Below are 15129 nucleotides of genomic sequence, written 5' to 3'. Positions count from 1 at the left end.
CGCATCATCCTTCGCCGGCTGCGAGGGAACTGACGTCCGGCGCGGTGGCAGCGCGGGCGGTGGTCGTCCGTGGTGTTCTCCGGGCGCGTAGTTTCTCGTCGGCCGTGAGCACGCGTGCGTCCGGTCTGCGGCAGTCATGTCCTGCGGTCGGTTCGGGGCCCGCCTGTGGTCGGTCGGGCTCGTGGGCCGGGCGGTGAAGTGGCGGCGTAGCACCCCGTGTGAAGAAATTTGGCGGGCATGTCATCCGGGAGGCGGCGCGCGGGAGTTTGGACGGGTGGAGAGGCGCCCTCCGTCATCAGCCACCCTGGACCCCAAGGGTCCGTGTTCCACAAGGAGTCACCCGTTCATGAACCGGATGCTGAAGTACCTGGCCGGCGCGGCGGTCACGGCCGCCGTGGCGGGAATGGCCACGGTGTCGCACGCCGCGCCGGCCAAGGCACCGCACGCCGCCGTCACCCAGACCGCGGCGGCCTCGGCGGTGCAGAAGACGGCGCCGACGCCCCGTATCGTCGCGTCCGGTGAACGCGTGACGGCCGTCCCCGGCTTCCAACTCTGGCTGACCCCCGAGGGCAAGCACTGGACGACGCCTTCCTCGCCCGACCCGCAGTTCCGCAGCGTGGTCGACGGCAACATCGACCGGGACACCCCGGGCGTCACCCTCCAGTCAGAGCTGACGGACAGCCGCGCCTACCTCTCCGGTCTGTACTACGGCGGCAAGGGGACCGCGTCGAGTGTCGAGATCGAGACGGAGGCCGGCACGGTGCGCGGCAAGCTCATCGAGCTGCCCGGCAGGCCCGGTTGGGGCGTCTGGTACGCCACCGCCCACATCAAGCCCGGCAGCGGCTCCCTGCACTACGTGACCCAAGTCACCGTCCGCGACACCGAAGGCACGGTCTACGCCCAGTTGACGACACCGTGATCCCGCGGGCGGGGGCCCGCCTGGTCCCCGCCCCGGCTCCTCCTCCCCGTACCCGACTCAGAGGGACCGCGTCCGTGCCGCAGTACGAGAGACCCGCAGCCTCCCCCGGGAGCACCGACTTCGCCGCCTACGCCCGTGCGGCCTGGACCCGTCTGCTGCGGACCGCCTTCCTGCTCACCGGGGACTTCCACGAAGCCGAGGATCTTGTGCAGACCACCCTGGCCAAGACGTACGCGCGCTGGGAACGCATACCGCCCGACGAGGTCGACTTCTACGTACGGCGCTCACTCGTCAACAACAACCTCAGCCGCATCCGCAGGAGAAGGGTCAGTCATCTGCTGATGCCCTTCCTGCCCGAGAAGGTGCAGCAACCGGACGGCGGCCATGCCGAGTCCGTGGAGCGCCGCGCCATGGTCACCAAGGCGCTCGCCTCGCTCTCCGCCCGGCAGCGGACGGTGCTGGTGCTGCGCTACTGGGAGGACCTTGCCGAAACCGAGATCGCCGAGCTGCTCGACTGCTCGCTCGGAACGGTCAAGACGCATGCGCGGCGCGGTCTCGCGGCCCTGCGCTCGCATCCTGCCTTCGGCGTCTCCGATCCTTCCCGTCCCGTATCCGGAGCCCCCCGATGAATCACCTCAGAACCGAAGCAGATCCAGGTGCGGAGCATGCCGAGACCGAGCGGTTGCGTGCCGAACTGGCCGAGGCCGCGTACGACATCACGCCCTCCAGGCTGCCACTGGCGGCGGTGGAGCGCCGCGGGCGGCGGATCCGGCGCAGGCGGGGGGCGACCGTGCTGGGCGCGGGGTGCGGGCTGCTGCTGGTGCCCCTGGCCCTCGTCGTGCTGCCCGGCGGGCACTCCGACGCCGATCGCATCAAGCCCCCACCGGCGTCCTCGCCCACCGCACCGGCCCCACCGGCCCCGTCCGCATCCGCCTCCTCGACCGATCCGGCGCCGACGCCCCGTATCGTCGCGTCCGGTGAACGCGTGACGGCCGCTCCCGGCTTCCAGCTCTGGCTGACGGCGAAGGGCAAGCACTGGACGACGCCTTCCGCGCCGGAGCCGGAGTTCCGCAGCGTGGCCGACGGCAACATCGACCGGAACACCCCCGGCGTCACGGTGCAGTCGGAGTCCTCCGACGGCCGCGCCTACCTCTCCGGTCTGTACTACGGCGGCAAGGGGACCGCCTCCGGCGTCGACATCGAGACGGAGGGGGGCACGGTGCGCGGCAAGCTCATCGAGCTGCCCGGCAGGCCCGGTTGGGGCGTCTGGTACGCCATCGCCCACATCAAGCCCGGCAGTGACTCCCCCCACTGGGTGAGCCAGGTCACCGTCCACGACACCAAAGGCAAGATCTACGCCCAGTTCCCAACTCTCTGACCGCACGGGCGGGCTCCAACCTTCCCTACTTTCCGGCGCGGTGAAGCCCCACCCGCCCTCGGAGGCGAGGGGGTCAGCGGGTGGGCGGGACGAACTCGGGCTGGTCGAGCAGGCGCAGCCAGCTTCCGTCGGGCTGACGCCGGACGACCTGGGCCCGGGCGCCGGCCCCGTCCTTCGGCGGGGTCGAGGTGAGGGCGATGTCACCGCTGATCAGCGTCGGCAGGGGTGGTTCCGGCTCGAAGCGGGGAGCGTTGGCCAGCACCTTCTCCCACAGCGCACGGATCGCTTCCCGCCCGACCGTCACCTCGCCGGGTGGGTAGGCCATCACCGCGTTCTCTTCGTACAGCGCGGCGACCCCCGCCGCGTCACCGACGTTGGATCGCTCGACGAACAAGCGGGTGATGTCTTCGGGCCGCATGGCCTGTTCGTACTCCGGCATGGGTTCCTCCTGGTGTCGGGCTCTCGTACTGCCCAGCGTGGTCGCCCGCCGGGCAGAAGTCCAACAGATGGATTTTCTATAAACTAGAATCTGTAGTTATGGAGCTGAGGCAGCTGGAGTACTTCGTCGCAGTCGCCGAAGAGCGGAACTTCACCCGTGCCGCCGAGCGGGTGCACATCAGCCAGTCCGGCGTCAGCGCCCAGATCCGCCAGCTCGAACGGGAACTCGGCGCCGAGCTGTTCGACCGGTCCGCCCGCACCGTCACCCTCACCGTCGCCGGGAAGGCCGCGCTCGAACACGCCCGTGCCGCACTCGCCGCGGCCGGCGCGGTCGGCCAGGCGGTGGGCGAGGTGACCGATCTGATCCAGGGGCGGCTCAGCGTCGGGATGGTCACCGGCTGCACCCTCACCCCGCTGTTCGACGCCCTCGCCTCGTTCCACGAAGCGCATCCCGGTGTGGAGATCTCGGTGCTGGAGGACAGCTCCGACCGGCTCCTCGAAGGGGTGCGTACCGGCGCCGTCGACGTGGCGCTCATCGGCGCCGCGACCGCCACCCCCGACGGAGTGGAGGCGCTGACCCTCATCAGCGAACGGCTCGTCGCGGCAGTCCCTGCCGGGCACCCCTTGGCAGAACAGCGGCGGGTCACCCTGCGCGACCTGGTCGCCCACCCGATCGTATGCATGCCACCCGGCACCGGCCTGCGCGCGGTCTTCGACCAGGCTTGTGCCGCACAGGGCCTCCAACCCGCGATCGCGCTGCAAGCCAGCGCCGCGGATGCCATTGCCGGCCTCGCCGCCCGCGGGCTCGGCGTCGCCATCCTCAGCGACTCGATGGCCGAGAGCCACCGCGACCGGCTCACCGCCCGCACCATCGTTGATGTCGAATCACCGGCACTGCTCGCCCTGATCTGGAAGAGCGCACACAACCCCTCGGTGCGCGCGTTCCTTGCACACAGCCGGCAAGCATTCCCGGAGCAGACCGCGAGGTAAGCGGCGTACGGCGGTGCGCCGGTGCGCGCAGAGTCGTGCACCCTCGGCCCGGTCTGCCCCCGGGGGCGTGCCTCCGCACCGTGGACGGCGTGCCTCAAAGGGGCGCGTGCCTCAAAGGGGTGCGGGGCTGTATCGATATGCGGCTCCGCCGCGCGGGCGCGCCCAGCCACGACGACGCGGCAGCCGACCGACGGCCCCTCGCGGCGCCCCCAGCGGAGCGCTCAGCGCTGACCGGGACCGCATGGGAGCGCAGTGACCCGCCCGCCCCGGCAGGACCGACTGGGCGACGCGCCCGGCCGCAACCTGACTCGGTGAGTCCTCGGCCGCTGGGCAGGCCCGGCGAAGTCCCTTGTGGTCCGACAGCGCCCCGAAGGGGCGCGGGGAACTGCGCGCTCAGCCACTGCGGCGCCGCAGCCGACCGACGGCCCATCGCGGCACATCCAGCGGAGCGCTCAGCGCGCCGACCGGGACCGCACGGGACCCCGCGACCCGCCCGCCCCGGCAGGACCGACTGGGCGACGTGCCGCCCGCGACCCGACTCGGTGAGTCCTCGGCCACCCCGAGCCCTCGCTCCCGTACTGGGCAGGCCGGGCGAAGTCCCTTGCGGTCCGACAGCGCGCCCCTAAGGGGCGCGAGGCTGTGTCGATATGCGGCTCCGCCGCGCGGGCGCGCCCAGCCACGACGCCGCCGCAGCCGACCGACGGCCCATCGCGGCGCACCCAGCGGAGCGCTCAGCGCGCGACCCGGCTCGGCAGGGCCTCGGCCCCGGCCCGCCCACGCCAGTCCCCGACCGCGCTCCCTCCGAAGACGAACGCCAAGACACCCCGCCCGGCTGCCGCCCAGAATCCGCCGGCCCGATCCCAGGTCGGCCCGTGGGACCGCCGGAGGCGCCCCGTTGGGGACAATGGGGGCGGTCCGACGGCGGCGAGGTGGGAGACGGGTATGGCGGGCGAGGGCGGTCCGGTGACACTGCGGGGGATCGCGGAACGGCTCGGGCTGCACGTCTCGACGGTCTCCCGGGTCCTCAACGGCCCCTCCGGTGAGCAGGGCCGCGCGGCGTCGGGCGAGACGGCGCGGCGGATCAGGGAGCTGGCCGACGAACTCGGCTACCGGCCCAACCCGCACGCCACCAGCCTGCGCACCCGGCGCAGCAACCTGGTCGGGGTGCTCTTCCCGCGGCTGTCGGAGATCGTGGTGGCCACCATCTACGAGGGCGTGGAGGAGGAGGCGACCCTGCGGGGGCTCTCCACCTTCGTGACCAACACCCACGACGACCCCGCCACCCAGCGCGAGCGGATCGCAATGGTCCTGGGCCGCCGGGTGGACGGCCTGATCATCGGCGACGCACACCTGGACGGGGCCGCGCTGGCCGACCCGGCCCTCGATGGCACGCCCTTCGTGCTCGTCAACCGCCGCACCGACACCGGCCACCCGGCGGTCACCTGCGACGACCGGCTGGGCGGGCGAAGTGTGGCCGAGCATTTCCTGGACCTGGGCCACCGCCGGGTGGCCGTGATCGCCGGTGAGTCCTTCGCCAGCACCGGCACCGACCGCACCACCGGCTTCACCGACCGCTACCGCGAGGTCGGCCTGCCGCTGCCCGCGCACTGGGTGCGGCACTGCGGTTTCGACACGGCCGGCGGGCACCGGGCCGCCGTCGAGTTGCTGAGCGGACCCGACCGGCCGACGGCGATCTTCGCCGTGAACGACCTCGCGGCGATCGGCACCATGGGCGCCGCCCGCGACCTGGGCCTGCGGCTCGGCGAAGACCTCGCGCTGGCCGGGTTCAACGACACTCCGCTCGCCGCCGAACTCCCCGTACCGCTCACCAGCGTTCGCTCGCCCATGGCCGAGCAGGGCAGACGCGCCGTACGGCTGCTGCTGCGCCGTATCGCGGGCGAGCCCGTCGCCTCGGAGACGCTCAGGCCCGAACTGGTGGTGCGGGCCTCTTCGGGCACGCCGATCGGGCCGACCCCACGGTGAACGCGAGAACGAGAGCGTACGCGAAAGCGTAGAGCCGCCCCGAACACCCGTCGGTTCGCTTCCGTACGAGGTCAGCGGGCACCACTGCCCAAACGATTGGCGCAAACGATTGGGTAGAGCATACTGACCACGGGACACACGTCCGGCTACGGCGATGGGGGTGGGCTTGGTGGGGTGGTTCGGCAAGCTGCGCGGGGCGGCGTCAGGACCCCGCGCGGACTGGGCCGCGGCGCTGCGGGAGGGCAGCGCGGAGGCCGAGTTGACGGGCCGTCAGGGCAATGCGCAGGAGGCCGCCGAACGCTACGCGGATCTGGTCGCGCTGGCGGAACGCTTCCTGGGACCGCAGGACGCCAACACGCTGGCGCTCCGGCACCAACTGGCGCACTGGACGGGCGAGTCCGGACAACCGGAGGCCGCGGTGCACCTGTTCGGCCGACTGATGGCCGACCGGGAGCGTATCCAGGGACCACGCCATCGGGACACCGAACTGGCCCGGCATCAACTGGCCCACTGGCACGGCCGGTCGGGCCGCCCCGAGGAAGCCGTGCGCCGCTACGAGGCCATGCGCCGGACCGCCGAGGCGGAGAACCGCACCGAGACGGCCCTCACCCTGCTGTGCGAGGTGGGCTACTGGCAGCAGAAGAGCGGCGACAACGCGGCGGCGCTGCGCGCGTTCTCCCAGATGCTGCAGACCGCGCAGCAGGAACTCGGCCCCGGCCACCAGCTCGTCACCATCGCCCGCCAGCGCTACGCCGAGGTCGCCGGCGTACTGCCGTTCGGCAACGAGGGCGGCGAGGACGGCCTGCGGGACCTCCTCGCGACGGCCGCCGCCGTCGAAGCCGAAGGAGACTTCCAGCGCGCGGGCCGGATGTACGGGCAGATAGCCGCGCGCTCCGAGGAACTTCACGGGGCGGACAGCCCCCAGACCCTCTCCGCGCGCGTCCAGCAGGCGAAGGCGGCGGTCGCGGCGGAGGACTACGAGACGGCCGTCGACTGCTTCGGAAAAGTACTCGCGTGCATGGAACTGCAAGGCCAGGGGCCGGGGTCGCCGGAGTACGACACCCTCCGCGGACAGCGCGACGAACTCGCCCGCATGGCCCGGCGTTCGGTGCTACGCATCGACGAACCGACCGCGACGCTGTTGGGCGATACCGTGCAGGCGGCGCCGGAGGCGGCATGCGCGGTGCTGGCCCGCGAGGCCGGCGGGTCCGAAGCGCCCCGCCTCGCGATCGTGAACAACGGCCCGGACGACGTGACATGGCGCGTGTGGAACGCGGAGCACTGGGCGGCCGTGCTACGGGGCCTGTCCCGGCAGGGGTATGAGGCGACGGCCCTCTGCTTCGCCCGCGGCGACCTGCGACCCACTCCCGAAGAGGCCGCCGTGTGCGAGCGGTTGGGGCTGCCGGGCGTCTACGTGTCCCGCCAGAGCGACGAGAACGTACAGATCGAGGCGTACGTCTTCCAGGAGGGCGAACCGGTGACGGCACGGGTCGTCGTGGTGCAGCCCGAGCAGCCCGCGACCGGTGAACAGGCCGCGCGCAAGCGGGCGTCCACGGGCGCCGCGGACGGCCGGATCGCGGTGCACCCGCACGCGGCGGCCATCGGGACCTGGCGGGAGATGGAACGGGCCCGGCCCAACCCCGGCGTGGACCAGCCAGGCGTCTTCGGCACGTACGAGGTGCTGGAGAGCGTCGGCGAGGGCGGCTTCGGACGTGTCTACCTGTGCCAGGACCCCGACGGCCTGATGGTCGCCGTCAAGACGCTGCACGCACACCTCGCGGCGGCTCCCCCGATCAAGCGGGGCTTCGCCCATGAGGTGCGGGCGGCCCAACGGGTCGACGGGCGGTTCACCGTGCCGGTGATCGCCGCGGACACCGACGGTCCGACGCCATGGATGGCGGTGCCGTACGTGGCCGCCCCCTCCTTGCAGGAACTCGTGGAGCGCTGCGGACGGTTGGAAACCGACCTCGTACGTACGCTGGGGGCGGGCATCGCCGTCGCCCTGAGCGCCATCCACGCCGAGGGCATCGTGCACCTCGACCTCAAGCCGGCCAACGTCCTGCTGACCGAGGACGGCCCACGCGTCATCGACTTCGGCATCGCCCAGATCGAACGGCTCACCGAGCCACGACGCGGCTTCGCCGGCACCTACGCGTACGGCTCCCCCGAACAACTGCGCGAGCAGCCCACGTTCACGCCGGCCAGCGATGTGTTCTCCCTCGGCACCGTCCTCGCCCGCCTCGCGCTGGGGCGCAGCCCCTGGGGCCAGGACGTACCGTCCGTGGTCGCCGCCATCCGGGCCGGCACACCCGATCTCGCCGGCCTGCCCCGAGACCTCGGGAAGGTGATCCGGTCCTGCCTCCACCCCGACCCGGAACAGCGGCCGACGGCCCGCGACGTGGCCGAGGCCCTGGTCCCCGGAGCCGCCGAGGGCAGGATCGCCCCACCGCCCCTGTCGGAACAGGCACGCACCCTGGTCGCGGAACACGCCACCGTGCCCGCGACCCGCCACTACCAGACACTCGCCCACACCCGAGCCCACGCCCCCGAAGACACCACATGGGCCATGCCCCAGCCCTCCCACACGCCCGACGCTCCCGGCGCGGGGGCCCTTGAGGAGGCGACCAAGCGAGCCGTCGACACCGCAGCCACCACGCCGGCGCACGATGGCGCCGCGTCCGGCACGGGGAGGCTGGACGAGGCGGCGGGGCGGCCTGTTGATGCTGCGGCCACCGGGGAGACGGGTGATGATGCCGCTTCCGGTGCGAGTGTGCTGAAAGAGGCGGCCGAGCGAACTGCCGACGCTGCCGCCACCACGCTCGCGCAGGATGGGCACGATGGTGCCGCTGCCGGCCCGGGGACGCTGGACGAGGCGGCCGAGGAACTGGCGGCCCGGGTCCTTCGCTGGGAGCGCGGACAGGAGGGGATGTCCATGGCGGAGACGCGCCACGGCTGCGGCGCCTTCCTCAGCGAGGCTGAAGCACGTCTGGGCGCACGCCACCCACTGACCCTGCGGCTGCGGGTCTCCCACGCCATGCTCGGCTGCGACCAGCCCGGCGGAGTAACCAACGCCGAACAGGTGCTGAACGACGCCGCCGCCGACCTCGGCGAAACCCACCCCACCGTCCGGGACGCCCGCACGTTGCTGACGGTACTGAAGTCAACAGGCGTGGGCTGACCCGGGCGGCGTTGTGGTCCTGACGGTTGGCAGACCTCCGGGCAGGACGGCTCCCTCTGTGGTGGACCGCCGGCCCCGCAGGAGAACTCGCCGCCCTGCTCGTCCAGCGACGTCAGCTACGCCGAAGTCGCTACGTGAAGGGCTGGCTGGGACGGCTGCCGGAGGTGCCGAGACGCGCAGGCCACGAACACGCCCATCGCCGCGTTCCCTGCCGATGTGGACCTCAGCGAAGTCGGTCAGGACGAGAGGGACAGGGTGTGAGGCGGGCTTGCTGCCCGGTCGCTCTGCAGCGATCAGGCCCGGGGGTGGTTGGGAGGAATCCCACCCGCCTCACTATGGAGTTAAAGATCAACTCCCGTGTGGTCAAACAGCTTCACGATCGCCGCCCACAGGACTTTCGCCCCGAGAGCGACGGCCAACCGAGAAGCCGCCTTACGTAACCACCCAGATCTCACCTGGCTGGTGTCCGTACTGACCATCCCTGCCACCTCATCTCATCGGACCGGGACCTACGCGGACGACGTAGGCCCCCCGGGGCGCACGTTGTCCGCTCGTCCAAAGGCCCCGGCCCTGCCTTGAGATGAGGCACCCTCAGAGTAGCCGCGCCCCCCAGGCCTCGTCAGCCCTACTGGGTTCAGAGACAGGCACCCGGTGGCGACGGGGGCGGCTGTCTGTTCATGCGGGCCTGCCGGCTGGGACCCTTGTCGGGGTGTGACGCGTGAGGGACGAGAAGGGGGCAGCCGTGGCACGGGACGGGAACGGCGTGACCTACGTGCGCGACGAACGCCTTGTCAGCTATGTCGAGTCACTTCTGCTCCCGGGGCGCTCGGCCGGGCATCGGGACGTGCCCGTGACGCTGCTCACCGGCGGGCGTGGGCGCGGCGCGGAGGATCTGTTCGACTGGCTGGAGCGGTGGATCGGGGACGTTCCGGGGGCGCGGGTGGATGCGAGAGGCGGGGCGGACGACCAACTCGTCGGGCTGCTCGTCGAGATCGCGCTGGGTCTCAGCCGCCCCGTCCCGGGACGGTCCCTGCTCGTCTTCCCCTCGTTCAGCGCCCTGTTGGCGGACCTGCCGCGTGAGTACACCAGGTCGGTGGGGCCGCCGCCTGCCGACTCCGTGCCGCTGCCGCATGACTCGGTGCCGCTGCCGCATGACTCCGTGCCGACGTCACATGACTCCGTGCCGATGTCGCATGACTCCGTGCCCGTGTTCCGCATAGAGGAGGCCGCACGGGCTCTCGCGGGCCGCAGGGGCACTGCCGCCGGCTCGTCCTCGACTGTTTCACCTTCGCGACGTTCGCTGCCGTTCCCACCGCGACGGATCTCCCACCGGGACGAGCACAGTGCCCTGGACTTCCGCCTGATCGCCACCACTGTCGTTCGCTTCGTCGGCGCACTGCCCAGGGCTGACCGGGAGACCACCGAACGCCGTTTCCTCGATGCGTTCTTCGCCGACCTCCGCAACTCCTACCGCCGCTACCGCCGACGCAGCACCAGCCGGATCCTGCTGCTCCTGGAGAACGCGGACACACCGGCAGCCGGCAGGCTCCTGCGCCATCTGGTCACGGCCCGCCGGTCCGAGACGGCCGACCCCGCCGACGGCCTGGTGGTCGTGGCCGTTACCGCGGACTACTCGACGACCCTGCGACACACCGGACTCGGCCCCGCCACCGGGGCCCCCGCCCACGGCCAACAGCCGACCGAGGTGCTCGACGGACTCCGCGCCGCCGGCCTCGACCTGTCCTCGCGCGACGTGGAGGCAGAGGTCCGCCACGCGATCCAGGAATCCGGGTCCGCAGCCCGCCACACCCTCGGCGGCCGGGACAATCGCGCCTTCAGTCGAACCCTCTTCGAGCTGACCCGAGGGCTTCCGACGGCAACCCGGCGCATCCTCGACACGGTACTGTCCCAGGACCCGTCCGCCCCCTGGGAGGAACAGCTCCGCGCTGCCCTCGCACGGGACAGCCACCTGACCCGCGAGCTGACGGAACAGCTCCTGCCGCCCGGTCTCCAGGAGAACGTACGACAGGTGCTCGCTCTGGCGGCCACCGTCCCCGATCTCGCCCTCACCCGTGAGGAGTCGCGTGTCCTGGGCGCCGACGACCTCTACCGGGAACTGGTCGCCTTCCGGTCGGACCCGCGCACCGTTCTTCACCTGGACACGGGCGACCCGCGCCATGACGGCCCGCCCCGCACACCGCACCCTTTCCTGCGCCTTCTGCTCCTGCGCAGCCTGCCCGCGCCCGAACAGGTCCACGCCGCATTGCGCGCCGTCGCCGAGCGGAACGGCGATCGCGGCCGGGCCGCCTACCACGCGCTGGCGTCGGGCGACCTCGACGCCGCTGCCGCGTACCTCGATCAGCTCCTCGACGCCGTAACAGATACGGAGTGGTGTGCCGAGCTGGCTCGTCTGCGCCGCGCGCCTCTGCATGACGTGGGGCGCTCAGCGGCATGGCCGGGTCCGGACGCGTACCTCGTCGCACTGCTCGAAGGCAGCAGGCACGGGACGCGGTCCCCACGCCGAGGGGCCGTCACCCGTCTTCTCGCGGCCAGTTGGATCAGCACGGAGCCGCGCCAAGGCCGTGCCGCGGACGATGCCGGCGATCCCTTCCATGACCCGTTGGGCGATCCCTCAGCCAGGCTTCACCATCTGGTCCGAGACGATCTACGAGAACTCGCCCTCCGCACCCCGACCGGTGAACGGGCCACGGCTCTGCTGGAGTTGGCGGAGCGGTACGGCGAATCACCCGCTGCCGAGCCCGCCGCACTCGTGCCCCGCCCGCACCCGAGCCAGGAGTACCGACAGCGTCGCCGCCGCACCGCCGCCGCCGTCACCGCCGCCACGGCCACCCTGCTCTGCTACCTCCTGCTCACCCGGCTGCCGCCGATCAGCGGCTGGAGCTGGGGCTGGAGCGTGGCAGCGACGGGCTGTTGGGTGCTGGTGCTGCTCATCACCGCGCGCAGCAACCGGCATCCCACACCGTCTCCGCCCACTGACGCCGCTCACGTCAACTCTCAACGAGCCTTCCGTAGCGGCATGTTGAGATCCTGGGGCATCCGCGTAGCCGCGAAAGCCGCACCACCCCCGCCCACCCCAGACCCACCGTCCGGACCGCCCGAGCCGTCCCGGCCCTCCGCCGAAGCCGCAGTCGAGCAGGCGTTCAACCGCGTACTCGCCCGCCTGGACGCAGCCGGTACGGCCACCGGCGACGAGAACGGGGCTGCCACATGACCATTCCCGAACCGCCCCCGGAGCCGGACGCCCGGACCACACCCACCGCGCACTGGCGCGAACTGTCCCCGGCGGAGCAGGCCGAGACGTGGAGCCGGATCCTGCCGGACGCGCCGGAACGGATTCTGAAGATGGTCGAGGAGGACCTGGCCCAGCAGGCGCGGCTTGCCGAGGAGCAGATCAAGGACGCCGCGCACCGCCGTCACATGGAGAAGCTCAACCTGTATCTCCACGCGGCGGGCATGGCGGTCGGCTCCGGGTTCCTGGTGGCGCTCCTCTTTCTCGCCAAGTACGCGGTCGATCACGGCGGCACCGCGGTTCCCGGCGTCGTCGCCGGGGTCACCGCGGTGCTGGCAGCGCTGGTCACCGGCAGCCGCACACACAAGAACCGCTAGCGTCCTTGACGGCAGCAGCGCCCGCTGTCCTGCCGCGCGATGCGGATGTCCGGAAAGGGCACCCCCAGCCCGACCAGCACGATGCCCCGATCAGGATGGGGCGTTGACCTCGTCTGCGACAATGCGGCCATGAATGACGCCTCTGGGCCGCAGACCTTCGCTTCGCCGCTCGAGCCCGTCGACCTGCGCACCATCGCGCCTGAACGTGAGGCCTTGGCAGGGTGGCTCGACTACCATCGCGCCGAGTTGCTGAGGAAGCTCGATGGGCTGACCGAGGAACAGGCTGCCCGGCGTGTCGTTCCGTCCCTCACCACCCTGCACGGATTGGTGCGACACCTCACCAAGGTCGAGTTCATCTGGTTTGTCAACGTCATCAAGCAGAGCGAGGAACCCGCGCCCTTCAATTGGCCGGAGCGCAGGGACGGCGACTTCCTGCTGGACGACGGCGCGACACTGCGTGAGGACGTCGCGCGCTACCGGGCCGCCTGCGAGCGCAGCCGCGAGATCTTCGCCGGGGTTTCACTGGATGACGTGTGCACGCACCACCGATTCGGGGATCTCGACGTGCGGTGCATCATGCTGCACATGACCAGGGAATACGCCCAACACAACGGCCACGCGGACATCATCCGCGAGCTAATCGACGGCAGCACCCAAAGCTGAGCCCCCTCCCACCTCGGAGCGCGCCCTCCAGCACCGTCCGACCCGCTCTTCCCTGCCCCGTCCCGAGCGCGCCCACGCGCCGCGGGCCGGGATGACGCAGCCTCAGGTGTCCCGGATGGAAGGCGGCGACACTGTGCCCACTCTCCCGCTGCTGCGACGCCTGGCCAAGGCCCTGGACGGCACCCTGAACCTCGCCATCGACGAGAGTGACTCCCGCGTCACCTTCACTCCACACGCAGCTTGAAACCGCCCCCGCCGGGCCCGTCGAGGACGTTGTCGACCTGAGTCAGTGCGTGTCGTGGATGCCTTGCCGATGAGGTTGACCGGACGAGCCTGCCGCGCGCCAGCGGCTCGCGGAGAGCGTCCGGGGCCTGTGGCGCGGCTTGGACTTCCCCCGAAGGGGGGAGGACCTTGGCGAATCACCGATGGCCGAAGGCGCGCCGCCGACCCGGGGTGCTCCATCATCGACCTCAGCTCAGGAGGAGCCGTTTCCTGGGGGCACGCCAGATCAGGAGACCCGCCTCTGTCGCCGCCGTCGGCTGATCCGACAGTCGCCCAGGAGTGCCGCTGTGCGCTGCCGTCCGGCTTCGTTGATGTCGGCGTTGGATGTCATCGAAACAGTTCCGGAACTGGGCAGACCTCCAAACGGTGCGTCCGGCCGGTCTACCCACCTTCGACGGATGTGTTGATCGGGGCGCCGTCACAGCGCCAGGCAGGTCCTCTGACCGTCGTGACCGCCCTTGGTGACTACACGGTTGTCCGTGCAGGACCCCTCGGTTACAGTTATTTCAGATGAGTTCTTGCCTGGGACAGTGATTGGAGGAGGCTATGGCTCGTACGAGCGTCCTTGCCCGTGCTGAGAAGGTCGCACCGAATCCCTCACATCAGGGTGCCCTCGCCGCGGCTGCCCGAATGGTGCCAGAGCAGGTTCAGGTTTTGGTGCGCACCTCGGACGGTGGCGAGCTTGTGCTGCCACGGGAACTGGTCCGCATTCTCCTCGCCTCCGCCGACGAGCTGGCCCGCGGGCATGCGGTTACGGTCCTGGCCTCCGAGGTTCAGCTGTCGCCCGCTGAGACTGCTGAGCTTCTGGGCTTGTCTCGACCGTTTGTCACCCGTCTCCTTGATGCTGGCGACATCCCGTCGGTGAATCTGCCCGGAAGCAGTCATCGTGTGGTGCGCCTTGCCGATGTGCTGGCGTTCCAGCAGCGGCGTGAGCGCCGCAGGGAGGGGCGACGTCAGATCGCCGACGTGTTGGGCGACACCGAATCGGCCAGTTGATTCGGTTCTCACCGCCAGCGGCGAAGCAGAAGGGGGAAGCGTGGCACCGCGGGTCTTCGTGGACACCAACGTCTTGTTTCCGTTCTCGGTGATGGACGTGATGCTGGCCCTCACGGAGGACTCGGTTCACGAGATCGTGTGGTCCGAGCGGCTCCTCGCGGAGTGGGAGCGGGTCATCGTCCGGGAGGGCAGGCGTTCAGCGAAGTCGGCTGCCGCGGTCGGCCATGCCGTTCGACGCTTCTTCGCTGACTGTGAGATCGCGGCAGCGTCCTATGAGCATCTTGTGGATGAGATGCCTGGCGATGATCCCGACGACCGGCACCATGCGGCGGCAGCGGTGGCTGCCGGTGCCGCCACGCTGGTTACCTGGAACCTTGCCGACTTCCCGGCGGGTGGCTTGGCTGGGCACGGAGTGCGGGTGATCGACCCGGATTCGTACTTGTGCGGGCTGTATGGCGAGGTGCCGGATGAGGTGGTGGATACGGTGGTCAGGCTTGCCGGAGAGAAGCGCAATCCGCCCGTCACGATCACTGATGCCATCGCCCGACTCGCGAAGGCCGGTCTACCAGGCTTCGCCGACGGGGCTTGACCCCGGATCTTGGACACCCGAGAGACTTGGATCTTGAGTCCAGGAGAACGGATGTCCCGTGGTCATGAAGCACTATCCGCCAGAGT

The 15129-nt window shown here is 70.9% G+C and carries 12 protein-coding genes and 1 pseudogene; 12 read left to right on the top strand and 1 reads right to left on the bottom strand.

The genetic code is table 11. The annotated features are described in order from the left end of the window. Positions 1-346 precede the first annotated feature (346 nt). The 3 genes from ACIRFL_RS28265 to ACIRFL_RS28255 all read left to right on the top strand — a co-directional run bounded on the left by ACIRFL_RS28265 (position 347) and on the right by ACIRFL_RS28255 (position 2297). Positions 347-919, top strand: coding sequence for a hypothetical protein (locus tag ACIRFL_RS28265; RefSeq protein ID WP_404033845.1), 573 nt, complete (start codon positions 347-349; stop codon positions 917-919). A 74-nt stretch (positions 920-993) separates the two neighbouring features. Further along, positions 994-1548: a SigE family RNA polymerase sigma factor gene (locus tag ACIRFL_RS28260; RefSeq protein ID WP_404033843.1), complete on the top strand. Its 555-nt coding sequence runs from the start codon at positions 994-996 to the stop codon at positions 1546-1548. Continuing rightward, complete coding sequence (locus tag ACIRFL_RS28255; RefSeq protein WP_404033841.1) at positions 1545-2297, top strand: hypothetical protein; 753 nt, start codon at positions 1545-1547, stop codon at positions 2295-2297. The genes ACIRFL_RS28260 and ACIRFL_RS28255 overlap by 4 nt, the downstream gene beginning before the upstream one ends. Positions 2298-2370: 73 nt before the next feature. On the opposite strand, the gene ACIRFL_RS28250 is transcribed toward ACIRFL_RS28255, so the two are convergent. Further along, positions 2371-2736, bottom strand: a complete 366-nt coding sequence (locus tag ACIRFL_RS28250; protein WP_404033839.1) for a YybH family protein — start codon at positions 2734-2736, stop codon at positions 2371-2373. 98 nt (positions 2737-2834) lie between these two features. Between ACIRFL_RS28250 and ACIRFL_RS28245 the strand changes: the two genes are divergently transcribed. From ACIRFL_RS28245 to ACIRFL_RS28205, 9 genes and pseudogenes are all read left to right on the top strand, one after another. Continuing rightward, complete coding sequence (locus ACIRFL_RS28245) at positions 2835-3725, top strand: LysR family transcriptional regulator (protein ID WP_404033837.1); 891 nt, start codon at positions 2835-2837, stop codon at positions 3723-3725. A gap of 942 nt (positions 3726-4667) precedes the next feature. Next, positions 4668-5708: a LacI family DNA-binding transcriptional regulator gene (locus ACIRFL_RS28240; protein ID WP_404033835.1), complete on the top strand. Its 1041-nt coding sequence runs from the start codon at positions 4668-4670 to the stop codon at positions 5706-5708. A gap of 169 nt (positions 5709-5877) precedes the next feature. Beyond that, a complete protein-coding gene (locus ACIRFL_RS28235; RefSeq protein ID WP_404033963.1) occupies positions 5878-8886 on the top strand; it encodes a protein kinase in 3009 nt (1002 codons plus the stop codon). A 718-nt stretch (positions 8887-9604) separates the two neighbouring features. Beyond that, positions 9605-12118, top strand: coding sequence for a hypothetical protein (locus tag ACIRFL_RS28230; RefSeq protein WP_404033833.1), 2514 nt, complete (start codon positions 9605-9607; stop codon positions 12116-12118). Further along, on the top strand, positions 12115-12513 hold the full coding sequence (locus ACIRFL_RS28225; protein ID WP_404033831.1) for a hypothetical protein: 399 nt from the start codon (positions 12115-12117) through the stop codon (positions 12511-12513). The genes ACIRFL_RS28230 and ACIRFL_RS28225 overlap by 4 nt, the downstream gene beginning before the upstream one ends. 129 nt (positions 12514-12642) lie before the next feature. Beyond that, positions 12643-13176, top strand: a complete 534-nt coding sequence (locus ACIRFL_RS28220; protein WP_404033829.1) for a DinB family protein — start codon at positions 12643-12645, stop codon at positions 13174-13176. A gap of 76 nt (positions 13177-13252) precedes the next feature. Further along, positions 13253-13420 (top strand): annotated as a pseudogene (locus ACIRFL_RS28215) (helix-turn-helix domain-containing protein); the annotation flags it as partial. A gap of 584 nt (positions 13421-14004) precedes the next feature. Next, a complete protein-coding gene (locus tag ACIRFL_RS28210; RefSeq protein ID WP_404033827.1) occupies positions 14005-14454 on the top strand; it encodes a helix-turn-helix domain-containing protein in 450 nt (149 codons plus the stop codon). A gap of 58 nt (positions 14455-14512) precedes the next feature. Further along, a complete protein-coding gene (locus ACIRFL_RS28205; RefSeq protein WP_404033825.1) occupies positions 14513-15043 on the top strand; it encodes a PIN domain-containing protein in 531 nt (176 codons plus the stop codon). Positions 15044-15129 lie beyond the last annotated feature (86 nt).

Source organism: Streptomyces sp. NPDC102462, from assembly GCF_044765425.1.
Lineage (GTDB): Bacteria > Actinomycetota > Actinomycetes > Streptomycetales > Streptomycetaceae > Streptomyces.
Note: the sequence above shows the minus strand (reverse complement) of the source record. Positions and strands in the feature narration are given on the sequence as shown.